Origin of the sequence: Paenarthrobacter sp. CCNWLY172 (genome assembly GCF_037402035.1) — a bacterium.
Lineage (GTDB): Bacteria > Actinomycetota > Actinomycetes > Actinomycetales > Micrococcaceae > Arthrobacter.
Map to the genome: position 1 here is coordinate 16,982 of NZ_JBBEGB010000018.1, position 18,418 is coordinate 35,399.

General features: G+C 64.4%; 18 protein-coding genes and 1 riboswitch. Of the genes, 9 read left to right on the top strand and 9 right to left on the bottom strand.

Annotated features, from left to right (window positions below; genetic code table 11):
• Positions 1-11: 11 nt before the first annotated feature.
• The 7 genes from WBN73_RS20050 to WBN73_RS20080 all read right to left on the bottom strand — a co-directional run bounded on the left by WBN73_RS20050 (position 12) and on the right by WBN73_RS20080 (position 7,919).
• Positions 12-770 (bottom strand): iron ABC transporter ATP-binding protein, encoded by a 759-nt coding sequence (locus WBN73_RS20050; RefSeq protein ID WP_337341117.1) that lies wholly within the window; start codon positions 768-770, stop codon positions 12-14.
• 13 nt (positions 771-783) lie between these two features.
• A complete protein-coding gene (locus tag WBN73_RS20055; protein WP_337341116.1) occupies positions 784-1,800 on the bottom strand; it encodes an iron chelate uptake ABC transporter family permease subunit in 1,017 nt (338 codons plus the stop codon).
• Entirely contained in the window at positions 1,793-2,800 is a 1,008-nt protein-coding gene (locus WBN73_RS20060; protein WP_337341115.1) for an ABC transporter permease, read from the bottom strand. The genes WBN73_RS20055 and WBN73_RS20060 overlap by 8 nt, the downstream gene beginning before the upstream one ends.
• 25 nt (positions 2,801-2,825) lie before the next feature.
• The gene (locus WBN73_RS20065) at positions 2,826-3,776 is read right to left on the bottom strand and encodes a siderophore ABC transporter substrate-binding protein (protein ID WP_337341114.1); all 951 of its coding nucleotides are present in this window, start codon (positions 3,774-3,776) and stop codon (positions 2,826-2,828) included.
• Positions 3,777-3,945: 169 nt separating this feature from the next.
• On the bottom strand, positions 3,946-5,094 hold the full coding sequence (locus WBN73_RS20070; RefSeq protein ID WP_207595321.1) for a mannitol-1-phosphate 5-dehydrogenase: 1,149 nt from the start codon (positions 5,092-5,094) through the stop codon (positions 3,946-3,948).
• Positions 5,094-7,130, bottom strand: a complete 2,037-nt coding sequence (locus WBN73_RS20075) for a PTS mannitol transporter subunit IICBA (RefSeq protein WP_280624370.1) — start codon at positions 7,128-7,130, stop codon at positions 5,094-5,096. Before WBN73_RS20075 ends, WBN73_RS20070 begins: the two co-directional genes overlap by 1 nt.
• Before the next feature lie 66 nt (positions 7,131-7,196).
• A complete protein-coding gene (locus WBN73_RS20080; RefSeq protein WP_014923084.1) occupies positions 7,197-7,919 on the bottom strand; it encodes a TetR/AcrR family transcriptional regulator in 723 nt (240 codons plus the stop codon).
• 129 nt (positions 7,920-8,048) lie between these two features.
• On the opposite strand from WBN73_RS20080, the gene ptsP reads away from it, so the two are divergent.
• From ptsP to WBN73_RS20115, 7 genes are all read left to right on the top strand, one after another.
• On the top strand, positions 8,049-9,749 hold the full coding sequence (gene ptsP / locus WBN73_RS20085) for a phosphoenolpyruvate--protein phosphotransferase (protein ID WP_207595323.1): 1,701 nt from the start codon (positions 8,049-8,051) through the stop codon (positions 9,747-9,749).
• A 27-nt stretch (positions 9,750-9,776) separates the two neighbouring features.
• The gene (locus WBN73_RS20090; protein WP_011776464.1) at positions 9,777-10,055 is read left to right on the top strand and encodes an HPr family phosphocarrier protein; all 279 of its coding nucleotides are present in this window, start codon (positions 9,777-9,779) and stop codon (positions 10,053-10,055) included.
• 124 nt (positions 10,056-10,179) lie between these two features.
• Complete coding sequence (locus tag WBN73_RS20095; protein WP_207595324.1) at positions 10,180-10,602, top strand: helix-turn-helix domain-containing protein; 423 nt, start codon at positions 10,180-10,182, stop codon at positions 10,600-10,602.
• 78 nt (positions 10,603-10,680) lie between these two features.
• Entirely contained in the window at positions 10,681-10,950 is a 270-nt protein-coding gene (locus tag WBN73_RS20100) for a hypothetical protein (RefSeq protein WP_337341113.1), read from the top strand.
• A 2-nt stretch (positions 10,951-10,952) separates the two neighbouring features.
• On the top strand, positions 10,953-11,615 hold the full coding sequence (locus WBN73_RS20105; protein WP_337341112.1) for a maleylpyruvate isomerase family mycothiol-dependent enzyme: 663 nt from the start codon (positions 10,953-10,955) through the stop codon (positions 11,613-11,615).
• A 23-nt stretch (positions 11,616-11,638) separates the two neighbouring features.
• Entirely contained in the window at positions 11,639-12,445 is an 807-nt protein-coding gene (locus tag WBN73_RS20110; RefSeq protein ID WP_443193276.1) for an alpha/beta fold hydrolase, read from the top strand.
• A 70-nt stretch (positions 12,446-12,515) separates the two neighbouring features.
• Positions 12,516-12,788, top strand: a complete 273-nt coding sequence (locus tag WBN73_RS20115) for a DUF6480 family protein (protein WP_207595328.1) — start codon at positions 12,516-12,518, stop codon at positions 12,786-12,788.
• A gap of 18 nt (positions 12,789-12,806) precedes the next feature.
• Here the strand turns inward: WBN73_RS20115 and WBN73_RS20120 are convergent, their stop codons facing one another.
• Positions 12,807-13,871: an ATP-dependent DNA ligase gene (locus WBN73_RS20120; protein ID WP_337341110.1), complete on the bottom strand. Its 1,065-nt coding sequence runs from the start codon at positions 13,869-13,871 to the stop codon at positions 12,807-12,809.
• Between the two features lie 244 nt (positions 13,872-14,115).
• Positions 14,116-14,260: riboswitch (cyclic di-AMP (ydaO/yuaA leader) on the top strand.
• A gap of 2 nt (positions 14,261-14,262) precedes the next feature.
• Here WBN73_RS20120 and WBN73_RS20125 point away from each other — a divergent pair.
• Positions 14,263-15,552 (top strand): hypothetical protein, encoded by a 1,290-nt coding sequence (locus WBN73_RS20125; RefSeq protein WP_337341109.1) that lies wholly within the window; start codon positions 14,263-14,265, stop codon positions 15,550-15,552.
• A gap of 187 nt (positions 15,553-15,739) precedes the next feature.
• Here the strand turns inward: WBN73_RS20125 and WBN73_RS20130 are convergent, their stop codons facing one another.
• Positions 15,740-16,957, bottom strand: coding sequence for a PucR family transcriptional regulator (locus WBN73_RS20130; RefSeq protein ID WP_337341128.1), 1,218 nt, complete (start codon positions 16,955-16,957; stop codon positions 15,740-15,742).
• A gap of 205 nt (positions 16,958-17,162) precedes the next feature.
• Here WBN73_RS20130 and ald point away from each other — a divergent pair, with 205 nt between their 5' ends.
• Entirely contained in the window at positions 17,163-18,281 is a 1,119-nt protein-coding gene (gene ald, locus WBN73_RS20135; protein ID WP_091463716.1) for an alanine dehydrogenase, read from the top strand.
• Positions 18,282-18,418 lie beyond the last annotated feature (137 nt).

An 18,418-nucleotide genomic window follows, 5' to 3' on the forward strand; every position in this document is an offset into this window, starting at 1 on the left:
GTGAGCGAGCGTCAGGCGAAGTACACGCCGATCCGGTTCCCGTCGATTTCCTCAATGCGGATGTCGATGTCGTAAACGTCGTGCAGCATCCCGGCGCGCATGATCTCCGAGGGCGTGCCCTGATGGATGAGCCGGCCGTCCTTCATGGCCAGGATGGTGTCCGAGTAGCAGGACGCGAAGTTGATGTCATGGACCACCAGGACAATCGTCTTTCCGAGCTCGTCGGCCAGCCGGCGCAGCAGCCGCATCATTTCCACGGAGTGCTTCATGTCCAGGTTGTTGAGCGGTTCATCGAGCAGCAAGTATTCGGTGTCCTGCGCCAGGACCATTGCGATGTACGCGCGCTGGCGCTGCCCGCCGGACAGCTCATCCACGAACTTGTCAGACATGGACGTCAGATCCAACTGCCGGATGGCCTCGTCCACGTGCTCAAGATCTTCCACCGTGGGCCGGCCGCCGCTGTGCGGGAAGCGGCCGAAAGCCACGAGGTCGCGGACCGTGAGCCGCATGGTCAGGTGGTTTTCCTGCCGCAGGATGGCCATGGTCTTGGCCAGTTCCTTGCTGGGCGTCGCTGTGACATCCAAGCCAGCCACCGACACTCCCCCGCCGTCCATGGGCTGGAGGCGGCTGATCAGGGAGAGCAGAGTGGACTTGCCCGCACCGTTGGGTCCAATGATGGACGTGATGCCGCCGCGGGGGATCTCGCAGGTGACGTCGTCCAGCACGGTGGTGCCGCCGTAGCGCTTGGTCACGTTCCGGACGGTAATCATGGGCACTTCCCAATCATTTCAGTGAGCCTTTCAGCAACAGGTAAAGGAAGAGGATGCCGCCGGTGAACTCGATGATCACGCTGAGGGCAGTGGCGAACCCGAACACGCGTTCCAGCAGCAACTGGCCACCTACCAAGGCGATGGCGCCAATCAGGACCACCATGGGGAGCAGCCAAGCGTGCCGGAAACCGCGGCAGAGCTGGTAACCGAGGCTGACCACCAGCAGCCCGAAGAACGTCACCGGCCCCACCAGGGCGGTGGAAACCGCCACCAGCAGCGAGCACGCGAGCAGCACCCGCATCACCACGCGCTTGTGGTCGACGCCCACGTTGATGGCCACTTCCCGGCCCAGCGCCAGCACGTCCAGCGTGTGCCGCATCCGCCACACCCCAACGCACACCAAGGCGATCAGCACCGCAGAAACACCCAGGAGTCCCGGGTCTACGTTGTTGAAACTGGCGAAGAACAGATCCTGGAGGATGATGAATTCGCTGGGCTCCATGAGCCGCTGCAGCAGGGAGGAGAAGCCACGGAACAGCGTCCCCAGGACGATGCCCACCAGCAACAGCAAATGCAGTGATCGCGTGGCCCCAGTGAACATCCACCGGTAAAGGAGCACGCTGAACCCCACCATCAGTACGATTTCCAGCCCGAACTTGAGCGTGGACGGAGCCGTGGCCAGCGTCGCAGCACCCGCCACGAACGCCAGCGCCGTCTGCACCAGGATGTACAGCGAATCGAAGCCCATAATGGACGGCGTCAGGATCCGGTTGGCCGTGACGGTCTGGAACAGCAGCGTGGAAACACCCACCGCCGCGGCCACCGAGAGCATTGCCGAAACCTTGATAACCCGCCGCGGCAGGACGTAGGCGATGTTGCCCTTGAGGTCGATGGTCAGGAAAACGGCAACAAGCACGACGGCGGCAATCGCCAACACGGCGATCACCAGTCCCGGCGGGGTGCTTCGGATGGCGTCGCGCCAACGGGTGCGGGCGGACAGGCGGGGTGCGGTCAGGAGTGTTTCAGGCATTGCGTTTCCTCAACAGCAGGAAGAGGAACAGGATGGCGCCCAGGACCGACATGACCATGCCCACCGGCACTTCGTAGGGGAACCGGATGGTCCGGCCGATGATGTCGCAGACCAGCACGAACGCTGCTCCGAACAACGCCGTCCAGGGAACAGCCCGGCGGAGGTTGTCGCCGAAGAGCAGGGACACAATGTTGGGCACTACCAAGCCGAGGAACGGCACGGCACCCACCGTGGTAACCACAACGGCCGAGATCAACGAAACGATCATCAGCCCCAACCGCATGGTGCGCGCGTAGTTCAGACCAAGGTTGGTGGTGAAGTCCTGCCCCATGCCGGCCACGGTGAAGCGGTCGGCAGCAAAGAGGCCCACCAACACCAGGACAGCCACGATCCACAGCAGTTCATACCGCCCGCGGAGCACGCCGGAGAAGTCTCCGATCATCCAGTTACTCAGGGTCTGGAGGAGATCGAAGCGGTAAGCGAAGAATGTGGTGACGGCTGCGATGATGCCACCCAGCATGATGCCTACCAGCGGAATCAGCAGGGTGTTACGGGCAGGAAGGCGCCGCAGGATCGCCAGGAAGAGGGCTGTGCCCAGAACGGCGAACACAGAAGCCACCAGCATCTTGGTGGGAATCGGAGAGTCGGGAGCCAGCACGGTGACCACCAGGATGCCGAGTGTCGCCGACTCCACGGTGCCCACAGTGGACGGCTCAACAAATCGGTTCCGGGCCATGAGCTGCATGATCAACCCGGCAACGGCGACGGCCATGCCGGCCAGGACCACGGCCACGGTGCGCGGCACCCGCGAGACCCAGAAGATTTCCCAGGCACCGGCGTCGTTCGCCAACAGAGCGGGCAGTGAAACATCGCTGACACCCACAAAAATGCTGGCCACGGCGATCACCACCACAACGGCAGCGGCCGCAACCAGGCGGGCAGTTTCGCCAGTCCGGTTGCGGCTTGCTGGCACCCTGGGGCGCACGGCGGTAGTTGTCACGTCAGGATTTCAGGTGGAGCGGTTGTCAGGCGACCGAGTCGGCCACTGCGGTGACCATGGCCTGGACGTTGTTCAGGCCGTAGCCCACGATGTACCAGCCTGCGGGATCCAGGTTGATGATCTTGTTGTTCTTGGCGGCGTTGGTGGACTTCACGAGCTCGTTATCCAGGATGGGGTTGGCGGTGGAGCCTGCGGTGCCGATCGCGGTGTCGCGGTTGATGACGTAGAGGATGTCCGGGTTGGTTTCCTTGATGTATTCGAAGGAGACAGCCTCGCCGTGGGATCCCTCGGACTTGACGTCAGCGGCCGTCGGAACGCCCAGGACATCGTGGATGATGCCGAAGCGTGAGCCCGCGCCGTATGCGGTGACTTCGCCACCGGAGGTCAAAACGATAAGGCCCTTGCCGGCCGAAGCGGCTTTGGTCTTGGTGTCGGCAACGGTCTTGTCCACTTCTGCGAGCTTGGACGCGACCTCGTCTTCCTTCTTGAAGATCTTGCCGAGCTTCTCGGTCTGTGCCTTGAAGCTTTCCATGGGCTTGGCCGCATCAACGGAGAGGTCGATGGTGGGGGCGATCTTGCTCAGTTCCCCATAGGCGCCGGCAGTTCGGCCGGAGACGATGATGAGGTCCGGGGCTGCGGAGCTGACGGCTTCGAAGTCGGGTTCCTTAAGCGAACCCACCTTGGCGTACTTGGCCTCGGAGAACTTCTTGAGGGCCTCCGGGTAGCTGGCCTCGGGAACACCGGTGGGCTCGACGCCGAGCGCGTTCATGGTGTCCAGGACGCCGAGATCGAAGGTGACAACCTTGGCCGGATTCACGGGAACGTTGGTGGTTGAACCCTGGGCGTGCTCGATGGTGATGGTGCTGGCCTCCTCGGGCTGCGAAGACGCCGTTGCCCCGCCTCCACAGGCCGTAACGGCCAGCAAAGCAGTGCCTGCAGCCAATGCCCCAATGTAGCTCGACAGCCTCTTTTTCACGCCAGTACTCCACTCACTAATAAGTCATAGATGTGTTGCCTAATTGCCTTTTGACTCTATTAGTAAGGTGAGGCTAACTTCAAAACCGAAAGGCTCTCCAGCGGGATTTTGTGACTGAAGTCACCCTTTTTTCTCCCGCTGGAGAGCCTTTGTTACTTTCGGGTGGCGCTTACGCCTCGGCCTGCCGATCCTCCACGAGCTTTTGGACCGCCGGGAAGAGCGGGTGCGACGGCGTCAGTTCCGTGATGCGTTCGACGGCGGCAGCCGCGTCCAGTTCGGACAGCAGCGTGGCAAGTTCCACGGCTTCGTCATCGTTGCCGTCGTCGAAACGCAGCGCTGCGGACATCGCCTCAAGGAGTGCCACTGGGGTGACACCGCGCTCAGCGAGCTCCGCGGCAGGACCAACGAACCGCTCATGCCGGCCCAGTTTCCGCAGCGGGGCACGGCCGACGCGGACCACCGTGTCCGGCAGGTGCGGGTTCGTAAAGCGGGACAGGATCTTCTGCACGTACGCTTCCTGCTCGGCCTCGACAAAGCCGTGCTTGGCCACCAACAGTTCCTTGGTTTCCTCCAGAACCGCCCGGACCTTCGCGGCCACGGACGGATCGGCCATGGCATCGGAGATCTTCTCCAGCCCGGCTTGGTAACCAAAATACGCTGCCGACGCATGGCCGGTATTGACCGTGAACAGCTTGCGCTCAATGTACGGGCCCAGTTCGTCTACGAACGTGGCGCCGGGGATCGTGGGCACCTTGTCACCGAACGGCGTGCGGTCAATGACCCACTCGTAGAAGGTCTCCACCGTGACGTCAAGGCCCTGGCCCGGAGCCTGGTTGGGGACAATGCGGTCCACAGCCGTGTTGGCAAAAACCGCGATGGCGTCCAAATCACCTGCGGAATTGTCCCAAGCCGACAGGATCGCCGTGTGCAGGAGGTCCGTGGCGTTGATGGCGTTCTCGCAGGCCATCACGTGGAGAGGCGGCAGGTCTGTGGGACGGGCCGCCAGCCCACGGGCGATCACCGGTGCCACGAACTTCAGGATGTGCGGCCCCACCGCCGTGGTGACCACATCCGCCGTCGAGATTTCCTCCACAACAGCGGCTTCCTGCGACGCGGAGTTGAAAGCTCGGAAACCAGTGACGGTCTTGACCGCTGGATTCTCACCAACCTCATGGACGTCGTAGCTGCCGGCCACCGCGAGCTGGCTGATCAGCGCGTCCGCGACATCCGCGAACACCACCTCATAGCCGGCTTCATGAAGCAGCAGCCCCACGAAGCCGCGCCCGATGTTTCCTGCCCCAAAATGGACTGCCTTCACTATGCATTGACCTTTCTGAACAGCTCCAGGACCTCGTCAACCGTGGTGGCCTCCTCCAACTGGGCAACTTGTGCCTTGTTGGTGAAGATCTTGGCGATGGAAGACAGGATGTGGAGGTGCTCATTGTTGACGCCGGCGACACCGACCACGAACTTCACTTGCTTGCCGCCCCAGTCGATGCCCTCTGGGTAGCGGATGATGGACACGGCCGAGTGGTTGATGTGTTCCTTGGCATCGTTGGTGCCGTGCGGGATGGCCAGGAAGCTGCCCATGTAGGTGGATACGGATTCCTCGCGCTCGTGCATCGCGTGGACGTAGCTGACATCCACGGCGCCGCGGTCCAGCAGGAGCTTTCCGGCCTCGTCGATCGCCGCGTCACGGTCAGTGGCCGTGCCGTTCAGGACCACACTTTCGCGGAGGAGGACACCTTTGCCCCCGGCTGCCTGACCATCGACGGCGGGGGCCGGTTCAGCGGCATGCGCACCGTGGGTGGCGGCTGCTGCGGCCGCGGGCTGTGCGCTGGCTGCGGGGGTAGTGCTGTTGCTGCTCCGCACCAGTTCAACGATCTCTTCGTACTTGGGGCTGTTCATGAAGTTGTCCACCGAGTAGTGCACTGCGCTGGACGTGCGCGGCTGGGCGCGTTCTGTGAGGTCCTGGTGCGTGACCACCACATCGTAGTTGTCGTTGAGGTTGGCGATGGCCGAGTTGGTGACCTTGACGTCCGGGAAGCCGGCGGCCTTGATCTTGTTGCGGAGGACCGAGGCACCCATGGCGCTGGAACCCATGCCTGCGTCGCAGGCGAACACGATGTTCTGGACCGGGCGGGTGAGCACGGTACCGGGCTGGGAGCCTGCCGGTTCGCCGGCGCGGTCACCAACAAGCGCGGAGGAGACGGAGCTCTTCTTGCCCTTCATGGCTTCCATGCGGGATGTCGCTGCCGAGAGATCATCCTCGCCCTTGTTCTTGGACGTGCGCAGGATGACCGCGGCAATCAGGAAGGAAACGGCAGTGGCCAAGACAACCGCCAGGATGACGCCAAGGTAGCTGTCGCGGGCAGTCTGTGCCAGCACGGCGATGATGGATCCTGGCGCGGCCGGAGCAACGAGGCCGGAGTTGGTGATGGCCAGGGTAGCGATGCCGGTCATGCCGCCACCGATGGCAGCCAGGATGAGGATGGGCTTCATCAGGACGTACGGGAAGTAGATCTCGTGGATGCCACCGAGGAAGTGGATGATCGCTGCACCGGGGGCCGAAGCCCTGGCCGCACCGCGTCCGAAGAACATGTACGCCAGCAGGATGCCCATGCCCGGGCCCGGGTTGGCTTCCAGCAGGAACAGGATGGACTTGCCCTGTTCCAGGGACTGCTGAATACCCAGCGGAGTCAGCACGCCGTGGTTGATGGCGTTGTTGAGGAAGAGGACCTTGGCCGGCTCAATGAAGATGCTGGTCAGAGGCAGCAGGCCGTTGTTGACCAGGAACCCGACCACGGCCCCGGCGCCGTCAGTGAAGCGCTGGACCACCCAGGAAAGGCCGTAGAAGCCCCCCAAAGCCAACAGCGCACCCCAGATACCCGCGGAGAAGTTGTTGACCAGCATTTCGAAACCGGGGCGGATCTTGCCGTCCCACAGGGCGTCGATCTTCTTCATGGTCCAAGCACCCAGCGGGCCCATGATCATGGCCCCGATGAACATTGGCGCGTCCGTACCTGCGATGACGCCCATGGTTGCGATGGCGCCGACCACGCCGCCGCGGACGTCATAGACCATGCGGCCGCCCGTGTAGGCAATCAGGATTGGCAGGAGGTACGTGACCATAGGGCCAACGATGCCGACGTTGGGATCGCCCTCGGCGTTGGTACCGAACCCACCCAGTTCAGCGACTGGAATCCAGCCCTTCTCGATAAAGAGGGCTGTGATGAGGCCCCAGGCGATGAAGGCGCCGATGTTGGGCATGATCATGCCGGACAGGAATGTTCCGAACTTCTGAACACCAACGCGCACGCTGGTGCGGGGCTTCGCAACTGTCTCTGTTGCCATGTGAATTCCTAACGTGTGTCCCGCGGCGGCGCGGGGTCAGTCGATAAAGATCGAGAGAACGCAGCCTTAGGAGCTGCTGGAAATGCGGTGAAGCCATTCAAGGAAAAGCTTCAGTTCGGAGCTGGAAAGTTGGTCCGAATGTGAGGCCTGCAGTGCCGCATTCAGGGCGATTGCCGCAACAACCACGGACGATTTACCGGAGTCGTCCGCTGCGGCGCCACGGGCGGTGTCCGTGGAGACGGCAAAAATCATGGAATCCCGGGTCATCGTTGAGAGCTCGAGGTTCCTTTCTTCCACCGGTTCTGCGATCAGCATGAGCGTGACGCCCACGTTGGCCGCCAGGATGCTACGGGCCGCTTCGCGGGGCGGCACGTTGATCTGACCGGAAATTGCGGCCTTGTTCAGCATTTCCTCCAGAAGCGCTTCAGCATCGGCCACGATTGCAGGGCGGCTTTCCGGCCTGATGTTGCCGAACATCACCAGGTACAGATGCGGCTGGCTCAGCCCGAACTGGACATGGTTATCCCACATCCGCCGGACGTCTTCCAAAGGCTCCCCGGACGGCGCAAAATCCCGCTCCCCCGCCACATACTCTTCAAATCCGGCTGAAACGACGGCGTCGAACAGGCCTTCCTTGTCGCCAAAGTGGTGGTAAAGCGTTGGTGCGGTGACCCCGGCCAGCTTGGTGATCTGGCGCGTTGAGACCGCTGACCCCTCCGAATTCGCCAGCAACTCGGCAGCTGCGCGAAGCAACCGAATTTTAGGCGGAAGCTGGTCATCGAAACTCATAACCGCTACCCTAGCACCTATAGCGCTGCTATATGAAGTGGCTCACAAAGGAATTTTGTAGGCTAGTTTTCGAGGCTCCCGGTGCCGTCGCCGGCGGGTCTGAACCAACAAGCAGGAACAGAGGATTCAGTGCAGAATTTCCAAGGAGTAGGGGTAAGCCCTGGCCGCATCATTGGTTCCGTCCGCCAGATGCCCAAGCCGGTGAGCGAACCGCCGTCGGGAGAACGGTTGGCTGCGGACGTTGCCCCGGAAGACGCCGTCGCAGGCTTGAAGGCTGCCGCGCAGTCCGTCCATGACGAGCTCAAGGGACGTGCGGAGAGCGCTTCGGGCGACGGCAAGGCCGTGCTCGAAGCCACCGCCCTCATGGCCAAGGACACCATGCTCCTGAAGTCGGCGGCGAAGCTGATCAACGCCGGCTCCTCTGCTGAGCGTGCCATCTGGGAAGCCGGCGCGTCCGTCTCCGAGATGCTGCACAACCTGGGCGGCTACATGGCCGAACGCGCAACTGACGTCCTGGATGTGCGCGCCCGCATCGTGGCTGAACTTCGCGGGGTGCCCGCACCCGGCATTCCCGCTTCGGACACGCCCTTCATCCTGGTGGCCGAGGACCTCGCGCCGGCAGACACCGCAACACTGAATCCCGCGGTGGTGCAGGCGCTGGTGACTTCCGGTGGAGGACCGCAGTCCCACACGGCCATCATCGCGCGCTCGCTCGGCCTGCCTGCAGTGGTCGCGGCTCACGGCGTTGACGACATCGCCGACGGAACCGAGATCTACGTCGATGGTGCGGCCGGCTTCGTGGCGGCTTCGCCCTCTGACGAGCACCGGGCTTCTGCCATCGCATGGGCCGAAACGTCAGCCACCCTCGCCGAATTCGACGGAAACGGCACGACGGCGGACGGGCACTTGGTGCCGCTCCTCGCCAACGTTGGTGGAGCCAAGGATGCCGTGGCGGCCGCCGCTTTGGGCGCCCAGGGCGTTGGCCTGTTCCGTACCGAGTTCTGCTTCCTGGAACGTGACACCGAACCCTCCGTGGACGAGCAAGCCGCAGCATACAAGGCCGTGTTTGACGCGTTCCCGGGCAAGAAAGTTGTCCTCCGCACGCTGGACGCCGGCGCCGACAAGCCCCTGCCGTTCCTCACGGACGCCACCGAACCCAACCCTGCGCTGGGTGTCCGCGGCTACCGCACCGACTTCACCACGCCGGGGGTCCTGGAGCGCCAGCTTGAAGCCATCGCCCGGGCTGCCTCCGATTCCGACGCTGATGTGTGGGTCATGGCACCCATGATCTCCACGGCTGCTGAAGCCGGACGCTTCGCTTCACTGTGTGCAGCTGCCGGAATCCGGACGCCCGGCGTGATGGTGGAAGTTCCCTCTGCCGCCCTGACCGCCGCCACCGTGCTGCGCGAGGTGGGGTTTGCTTCCCTGGGCACCAACGACCTCACCCAGTACGCCATGGCCGCCGACCGCCAGCTCGGCCCCCTCGCCGAACTCAATACCCCTTGGCAGCCCGCCGTACTGCGGCTCGTGCAGCTCACCGTGGAAGGCGCGGCGCAGGAAAGCTCGGGCCGTGAAGGTGACGCCAAACCCGTGGGTGTTTGTGGTGAAGCAGCTGCCGACCCGGCCCTCGCCGTCGTTCTTACCGGGCTGGGCGTCACCACGCTGTCCATGACCGCCCGGTCGCTGGCCGCCGTCGGGACTGTCCTGAAGACCGTGACCCTGGAGCAGGCGCAGGAACTCGCCCGCCTGGCCCTTTCCGCGCCCAGCGCCACCGAGGCCCGCGACTGGGTCCGCGCCAAGCTCCCCGTGCTCGAAGAGCTCGGCCTCTAATTTTCACTTCCGACCTTAGGAGAAACCATGCCCGAACGCACAGCCACCATCGCCAGCCGCTCCGGCCTCCACGCCCGCCCCGCCGCGCTGTTCGCCGAGGCCGCAGGCGAGCAGCCGGTTGAGGTCACCATTGCCATGCAGGGTGACCCTGCCGATGACGCGCTCGACGCCGCCAGCATCCTTTCGCTCATGACGCTCGGCGCTGCGAAGGGCGACGTCGTAGTGCTTCGGGCGGAGGGTGACGGTGCCGACGCTGCGCTGGACGCACTGGTGAAGCTGCTGGAGACGGACCTGGACGCGGAGTAGTTTTAGCTGGGCTGTCCCGGTTAGATGGTTTGCTGCGTGTTGGACGGCAGGAGTCGCCCAACGCGCAGCGAACCATCGAAATGGGTAGCGCTTTCAAACGCACGGCTCACGCTAGGCTTCTGCCATGGCATTGATAGCTCCCCGCGTCACCGCAGGACTCCCCGCCGACGACGCCCGGAATCTGGCGCGCTCCCTCCAGGACAGCGACGACATCACCGTGTTCGTGGACGGCACAGTCCACCGCCTGCCTGATGAGGCGAGGGATGCCGTCGTCGACCTCCTCGCACGGCTGGGCCGCGGCGAAACCGTGACGGTCAGCAGCGTGGAGGAAATGCTTACCACCTCGCAGGCCGCCGAGCTCGCCGGGATCTCGCACACCTATCTGCGCAATATGACCGACCGCGGCGAGATCCCCGTGGAATACCGCGGAACACATCGTCGGATCCGGCAAGCTGCCATCATCGCTTGGCTGGAATCCCAGAAGAAGAAACAGGCTGCTGCGGCGGAGGGCCAAGCCGGCGAAAGTGACGCCGACGCCGACTCATAGGGTCGACAGTGATAAGGATCAAGCAACGATCCCAGCCAACAGGCGGGCACCCCTTAAAGCCGGGGTTACGCTTGATCGGTGGGCAATTTCAAAGGGTGGCATATCGTGGCCGGGTTGGCCGCAATGGCCCTTGCCGCACCCTTGGGCTCTGCCATGGGATTGAACTTTGTGGCAACCTTCATGTTCGCGTGCACAGTGTTCGTGGCCGTTGCGATGTGGACGGAATCAAAAATTGCACGACGCCGGGACGCGGCTGAGGCGTCCGCCGCCGCCGAATCGGCACGCCCGGCAGGCGAACCCAACGAATCCGATGACGCCACAAGGTCCGACGACGCCACAAGGGAGTAGGCATGGGGTTCAATAGCGGTATGGCTTCGACTTCCCCCTCCGTTGTGTGGCCCGTGGTGCATGAGGAACGTCGCGCCCTGATCCGGGACCTTGAACCACTTCAGCCCTCCCAATGGAGGACCCCGTCACTGTGCCCTGGCTGGGACGTCCATGATGTCCTGGCGCACGTGATCGACAGCGCCAAAACCACACGCCTTAATTTCATTCGCCGGATGATTGCCTCCCGGCTGAACTTTGACCGCGACAACGCCGTAGGTGTTGAGCGCGAAAGGACCCCTGACCCGGCTACGACCCTGAGTCAGTTGAAAGCCGTGCTCTCCCGGAGATCCGGGCCGCCTGCAGGCCTGGGGACCCGATTGGTGGAGGCGTTCGTCCACGGCGAGGACATCCGCCGCCCGCTGGGGATGCGCCGCGACTACCCCGCCGCGCACGTGGCCACTGCCCTGCACTATCAGGTGCGGACCAGCACCAAGATGGGCGGAGGCAAGGAGGTGGCAGGAGGCTGGCGCCTGGTGGCCACCGATGCATCCTTCGATTACGGGGATGGCCCTGCTGTGGAAGGGCCATCCATTGCCCTGCTGCTGGCGGTGTCCGGCCGACCAATAGCAGAGGACGAGCTGAGTGGCCCCGGGGCTCCGGTGTTCTTGCGGCGGACACCATCATGAGGGCGCGGAGCAGGCCGGCAGCAATGCTGTCTGCAGACGTAGAAGTTCTGGGATTGAAGGGGCGGATCTTGTGGGCTGAGGGCACGCCTGAGCCTGCCGCTGTCCCCGCCGCCGTCCCCGCTGCCGATCCCACCGGGCCCGTCTATGTCCTGGTTCACGGCATCGGAGTCTCACACCGCTATTTGGCCCGGCTGCACACAGTCCTTGCAGCGAGCGCACCCACCTACTCCTTGGACCTCCCGGGGTTTGGAGGGACTCCGAAGCCTGATCGACAGCTCTCGGTGGAGGACTACGGCGCCTTCATTGCGGAGGCCCTCGCTTCCCGCGGCATCGGTTCGTACGTTTTGGTGGGCCATTCGATGGGTGCGCAGTTTGTTATCGAGGCGGCTTTGCATTCACCGGATCGGGTCCGCCAGGTGGTGCTGATGGGGCCAGTGGTTGATTCGCGGCACAAAAACGTGAGGCGCCAGTCCGTGGCTCTTCTCCTTGACGGGATGCTCCGGGAAAGCCCCTCCTCCAATTTGATCGTCACGTCGGACTATCTCCGCTGCGGTCCGCGCTGGTACCTTACTGAACTGCCGGTGATGATGACGTACCCCACCGAGAAACGCTTGGCTGGCATCAAGGTCCCTGTGCTGGTCCTGAGGGGAAGCCGCGACAACGTGGCCGGCCCGGACTGGTCGCTTCGGCTTTCGAGGGCGGTTGACCAGGGGCGCTTGGTGGAGATCCCCGGCGTCGGGCATGTAGCGCAACACATGCGGCCCCAGGCCGTGGCGGACGCCATCCGGAGTTTCGTTGCAGCGACAGCGCTTCACGGCCAGGCGCCTTGATGCGTCCACGCGTCCCGGCTAGGCTGGCGAAGCCACCGCATTAGTAAGTTTGCTTATGAAAGGGCTGATCGTGACCACTGGAGATAACAAGGACGAGCAAGGCTTCGGCGCAACCGGCGCCACTGGCCCCTACGGTGCCGCAACGCCCCCGGCCACCACCAAGGATGACGTCAACGCCGACCCCGAATTGCGCCAGGACGAAGACGAGGACCCCGCCGCATCCTCCAACCCCGATCCCCTCGACGGAAACGTCACGGGCTTGGAACCCGGCGGAGGAGTGCCTCCGGGAGAAACCCCGCCGGCCGAGGGCAGCATGAGCAGCGACCAAGGACACGAGGAGTAAGCAACTGCGGGCGCCAAGCTAGGGCAGCCCCAGGAGCTCCCCAAGATCATAATCCGCCGGCTCTTCCAACTGGGAGTAAGTGCAGCTCTCCGGCGTTCGGTCCGGCCGCCACCGCCTGAACTGCGTGGTGTGCCGGAACCGCTCGCCCTCCATGTAGTCGTAGGCCACCTCGATGACCAGCTCGGGACGCAGGGGTACAAACGAGAAATCCTTGCCCGCGCTCCACCGGCTTTGGGCACCTGGCATCCTGGAACCGCCGGCTCCGTCGCCCTGGCTGGCCCACTCACCCCAGGGATGCTCGCCCAGTTCAACCTGATACGGCTCGAGCTCAGCTACCAGGCTTTCCCTGCGGGCCATGGGGAAGGAGGCCACCACCCCCACATGCTGGAGCCGGCCGGCGTCGTTATAAAGACCCAACAGCATGGACCCCACAACTTTCGCGGTCTTGTGCCAGCGGAAGCCGGCCACCACGCAGTCCGCAGTGCGCTCGTGCTTGGTCTTGAACATCACGCGCTTGTTGGGCAAATACGTCCCATCCAGGGGCTTGGACAGCACACCGTCCAGGCCTGCGCCTTCCAACTGCACGAACCATTCCTTTGCACGCTCAAGGTCCGTGACTGCAGGGGTGACGTAAACGGGCGGCTCCGCCTTGGCGAGCGCACGTTCCAGGATGGCCCGACGCTCCGAAAAGGGAGTGCCCATCAGGTCGTCATCGCCGAGGGCAAGGATATCGAACGCGATCATGGACGCCGGAGTCTTCTCGGCGAGCATCCGGACCCGGCTGTCCGCGGGGTGGATCCGCTGCTGCAGCACCTCGAACTCCAGCCGGTTGCCCTCGATCAGGACAATCTCGCCGTCGATCACGCATTTGTCCGGAAGGTTCTTCCGCAGCGCCTCCACCAGTTCGGGAAAGTAGCGGGTCATGGGTTTCTCGTTGCGACTGCCCAGAATGATCTCATCGCCGTCCTTGAAGACTATGGTCCGGAAGCCGTCCCACTTGGGCTCGTAGTGCCCAACATCGGGGATGGCCGGAACGGATTTGGCGAGCATGGGCGAGACGGGTGGCATCACAGGCAGGTCCATAGACAATGTCTACCTGCCGGTGCACGCGGAAGCTAGTCCCAGGCGATGGATATCTTGGCCGTGGTGGCTGCCGCACCGGGAGCTCCCAGCGCCGGCCCCGAAGCCTAAGCGCCAGGACCCTCTCATCCGGGGAGGCCTACCGTCCGTTATATTAATGTGACTTTACTTTCCGGCTCATGTACCGTCGTAGGGCGACCCGTATCTCCGCTGGGCCGCTTCCGGAATGACGCCGAGCTCTGCCGCATTCCGGAATCCGCCAGACCCGCGGCAGAGGCGGGGGACCCAAAAGTTCCCGGACTTTCCCAAGTCCTTGGGGTGAAGCCGCTACGGCGGCCGGACGGCCTCGTCCGAACCCGACAGCTAACCTCGAAGGCGTTGAGAGGCAACCACCATGTCCCCAACCATGGATCAGCCGCGCCGCGCCGAGACTGAACGCGGGCGCACCAAGCCAACCGGACGCCGTCGGGCCCACCCCAGCGGATCCCCCCTCAGCGCGCAGCCAGACACTGTGGCCGCACCCGGAACGACAAGCACGACGCCGGAGGCCGCCACTGCGGCTATCCCCGCCGTCGCAACACCCACCACGCGTGCAGCCGCGCGCGCGGCCGAGCGGGAGCGTGCGGCACGGGCCGTGATCGCGCCTGAAGCATCGGCCTCGCAGCCGGCACCGGAAACGGCCGCACAGGAGGAACCCGCAACTGCGGCGATTCCCGCCGTGGAGGCAGCACAGGCTGCAGCTCCGGCCTCCACTACGCCAGGTCCTCCTACCGCGGCCATTCCCATCGTGCAGCAGGCCGCCCCGAACCACGGTTCTCAGGAACCCGACACCCCGGAGCCCGTAACTGCCGCCATTCCGGTGGTGGCCGAGTCCGCCCGCACTGAGCCACCGCGGGGCAAGTCCCCTGCCCAGGTCGCGGCGGCCGCAACGGCCTCGGCAGCACTGGCGAGCCGCAAGGACCTACGCAAACCGGCAGCTGCGCCCACGGCCGCCAAGTCGGGTTTTGGCGGCTCTTCGCCAGGCCGGGAACCCCATACGGTCCTGCGGAAAGCTGCATCCGTCAAACACATGAGCCAGCGCATGGCCGTGGTGGCCGGCGCCCTCGGGTTGGTCCTGACAGCCGGTACCCTGGGGCAGGCCCTCGAGCTGCCATTCTTCGGCCAGGAGACCCCCTCCCAGGAAGCCAGCGGCGCCGACCGGAATTCAGGCTCCGCGGCTCCCGCGCCCAGCGCCTCCTACTCAAGGGCATCATCGCCCTCCGCGTCAGCTGCTGCGACGTCGGCAGGCGGCCAGCCGGCCACGGTTCCGGAGGCACCCGCACCAGGGTCGCCGTCGTCGGTTCCCACCCCGAAAGTTTCCTTGGCCGACCCCGTATGGGTCCCGTCCGCAGTGCCGTCAACCATCGCCGCGGACCCGGCCACCGCCAGCCCGATCCCCACCCAGCCGGCGCCGGCACCCAGCGAGGTGCCGTCGGACACGATCACCACGCCACCCACGACGCCGACGCCCACAACCACACCGACGGTCACACCCACGCCGGCTCCTACCCCCACGCCGACGGGGACTCCCACGCAGACCACCAAACCCAAGCCCTCGGGCAAGCCCAGTGCGGCCACCGCGCCGCAGCCCTCCGGGACGGCACTTGAAGAAATCCTTGACGCGGCAAAGGACACCCTCAAATGAGCACCCGCTTGCCACGCACCACCACGCATGTGGGATGGCACAGCCGGTACTGCAGCAGCAGCCGGACGGCCACGTTCCGGCGTCGATTGGGCCGCTGGAGCTGCCAGCGGCTGAGGCGCCCGTAAAGCAAGACCATACCAATGAGCAGGCGCCCGCACCGGGCGCCTGCTCATTGTTCTTGACAACCTCAGATCCGCGGCCGGCCGGCCCAGCGGCGGGCTTTCAAGGCAGCGTGCAATTCGACGCGGATCACTCCGCTCAACGGGTCAGCGCCGATGAGCTGCCGGATCCGGCCGAGCCTGTTGTAGATGCTGCTCCTGTGGAGATGGAGTTTGGCCGCGACGTCCTGCACTGAACCATCATTGTCATAGAGGAGTTCCAGGACGGGCAGGAGTTCGCCGTTCTTGTCCTGGTCCTCCAGCGTTCGGAAGTGCACGGAACCGGTGTCGTCCCAACCTCCGGGTGCCAGCAAGCGGTCGAAGAGCTGATAGACGCCTACGGACCGGCTGTCCACGAGCTCGCCGAGGGGTTGATCGACGGCGGCAGCCTGCGCTGCAACCTTGGACTGCCGGTACGCTCCTGCGAGCTGCCGGATCACCTGGAACGGCTCGCTGATGCCCAGGATCACCCGGTCCACCGCCCTGCCGGAGCGCTTGGCGAGTTCCAGTTGATAGTGGACCAGCACCTGGGCGTGGTCCGCCCGACCACCGGACTCTCGAAACAGGACCACGGAATGCGTCTCCGTTCCGGCGCTGAACAACGCAGCGTTGACGCCGATGGTGGACTGCAGTGCAGCTGTTCGGTGCGTCAGGGTTGCGGCGAGGGGATCGACGTCGGACCTCGCGCCGTCCGCATCCAGGATGGTCACCAGTTGCCATGGACCGCGGCCTTGGATCTCCTTCCACCCGGCCACGGCCGCCACGGCATTCGATTCGCCACTGCAGGCCGAGAGGAACTCCTGCTCACGCCTGCGCCGGAATTCCGACTCTGCAGTGTTGGAATCAAGGAGCAAACCCGCCAACAGGTCCAACTCATCACGCACGCCGGGCAACTCGGCGAGTATCGCCGTCGGACTTTGCTCTTCAACGTCCAGCTGGACCCACAAGTAGCCCACGCGGAAGCCGCGCACCAGGAGCGGCACGCAGACGCGGCCCAACATTCCGAGTTCCTCGTTGGCGGGAACGACGACGGGACGCACCGCCGTGGCGATGCCGTGGGACAGTTGCCACGCGCTGACGTCGCTGGGGACACGCTTGCTGAGGAGGAAGTTCACGCGGACGCGGTCGGCGTGCGACTGGTTGGAGCTGTACGCGAGGAGGACGCCGTCGAGGTCTTCGAGGGACAGGCCGCGGCCCAGCTTCAACGCCACGCGTTCAACGATCTGTTCCACGTCCTGCTGCATCAGGAAAGCCTACCAACAGCAGGCGACACCTGACGCTCCAGGGCTCGACAAATGTCGAGCTGCAGAGGTGAAGATCCTTGAGTTTCCGGGGCGCCTCCGCCTGTCCGCGGCAAAACCCATGTCGCCTGCCTCACAGCCGGATTTATTCTGGAATCACAGCCCGCAACACATTTTCGGCCGAAAAGGCCGCTAACGATGGAGCCCACAGATGATCATCGGCGTCCCCAAAGAAATCAAGAACAACGAGTTCCGCGTAGCCATCACGGCCGCAGGTGTCCACGAATTCCGCACCCACGGACACACCGTTCTGGTTGAGCGTGGCGCAGGCCTCGGCTCGGGCATCACCGACGAGGAATACTCGATCGCCGGCGCCGAAATCGTCAACGAAGCTGACGACGTCTGGGGCCGTGCGGACATGGTCATGAAGGTCAAGGAGCCCATCGCGGCCGAGTACCACCGCTTCCGCAAGGGCCTCATCCTCTTCACCTACCTGCACCTCGCCGCAGAACCGGAGCTCACCGCCGAGCTCATCAACTCCGGCGTCACGGCCATCGCTTACGAAACCGTGCAGGAAGGCCGCACCCTTCCGCTGCTCGCTCCGATGTCCGAGGTAGCAGGCCGCCTGTCCGTCGTGGTGGGCGCTTCCTCGCTGATGGCTCCCGCCGGTGGCAAGGGCGTCCTCCTGGGCGGCGTACCGGGTGTCCGCCCGGCCAAGGTTGTTGTCCTCGGCGCCGGCGTTGCAGGAACCAACGCCGCTGCCATGGCGCTGGGCCTTGGTGCTGATGTCACCATCATGGACATCAACATCAACCGGCTGCGTGAACTCGACGCCCTCTACCAGGGCCGCCTGAAGACCGTTGCCTCCAACGCCTACGAGATCGAGAAGTCAGTCATCGATGCAGATCTCGTCATCGGTTCCGTCCTGATCCCGGGCGCCAAGGCTCCCAAGCTGGTCACCAACGAGCTCGTTGCCCGCATGAAGCCGGGCTCGGTCCTGGTGGACATCGCTGTTGACCAGGGCGGCTGCTTCGAGGACACGCACCCCACCACCCACCAGGAACCGACGTACAAGGTCCACAACTCGATCTTCTACTGCGTTGCCAACATGCCTGGCGCTGTTCCCAACACCTCCACGTACGCACTGACGAACGTCACCCTGCGCTACGCCGTGGCACTGGCCAACCTGGGCGTCAAGGCTGCCTTCGACCGCGACCCCGCGCTGGCTGCCGGCCTCAATATCGCCGCCGGCCACGTGGCACACCACTCCGTTTCCGAGGCGCACAACCTGCCCCTCGTCAACGACTGGCACACCCTGGTCTCCGCGTAGTTCCAAGGCCTGACAAACACGACGGCGGGGTGCGGCTTCCACACGAAGCCGCACCCCGCCGTCGCGGTTTAACCCGCACCGTTATCCACCCCGGTAGTTCTCCCCATGGCAGCCCTGTTCCGCAGTAGTTATGCTCG

Coding starts and splice junctions, on each gene's coding strand:
- WBN73_RS20055 (WP_337341116.1), bottom strand. CDS start 1,800: ATGCCTGAAACACTCCTGACCGCACCCCGCCTGTCCGCCCGCACCCGT.
- WBN73_RS20125 (WP_337341109.1), top strand. CDS start 14,263: ATGTCCCCAACCATGGATCAGCCGCGCCGCGCCGAGACTGAACGCGGG.
- ald (WP_091463716.1), top strand. CDS start 17,163: ATGATCATCGGCGTCCCCAAAGAAATCAAGAACAACGAGTTCCGCGTA.
- WBN73_RS20080 (WP_014923084.1), bottom strand. CDS start 7,919: ATGAGTTTCGATGACCAGCTTCCGCCTAAAATTCGGTTGCTTCGCGCA.
- WBN73_RS20075 (WP_280624370.1), bottom strand. CDS start 7,130: ATGGCAACAGAGACAGTTGCGAAGCCCCGCACCAGCGTGCGCGTTGGT.
- WBN73_RS20105 (WP_337341112.1), top strand. CDS start 10,953: ATGGGGTTCAATAGCGGTATGGCTTCGACTTCCCCCTCCGTTGTGTGG.
- WBN73_RS20050 (WP_337341117.1), bottom strand. CDS start 770: ATGATTACCGTCCGGAACGTGACCAAGCGCTACGGCGGCACCACCGTG.
- WBN73_RS20110 (WP_443193276.1), top strand. CDS start 11,639: ATGCTGTCTGCAGACGTAGAAGTTCTGGGATTGAAGGGGCGGATCTTG.
- WBN73_RS20095 (WP_207595324.1), top strand. CDS start 10,180: ATGGCATTGATAGCTCCCCGCGTCACCGCAGGACTCCCCGCCGACGAC.
- WBN73_RS20090 (WP_011776464.1), top strand. CDS start 9,777: ATGCCCGAACGCACAGCCACCATCGCCAGCCGCTCCGGCCTCCACGCC.
- WBN73_RS20120 (WP_337341110.1), bottom strand. CDS start 13,871: ATGGACCTGCCTGTGATGCCACCCGTCTCGCCCATGCTCGCCAAATCC.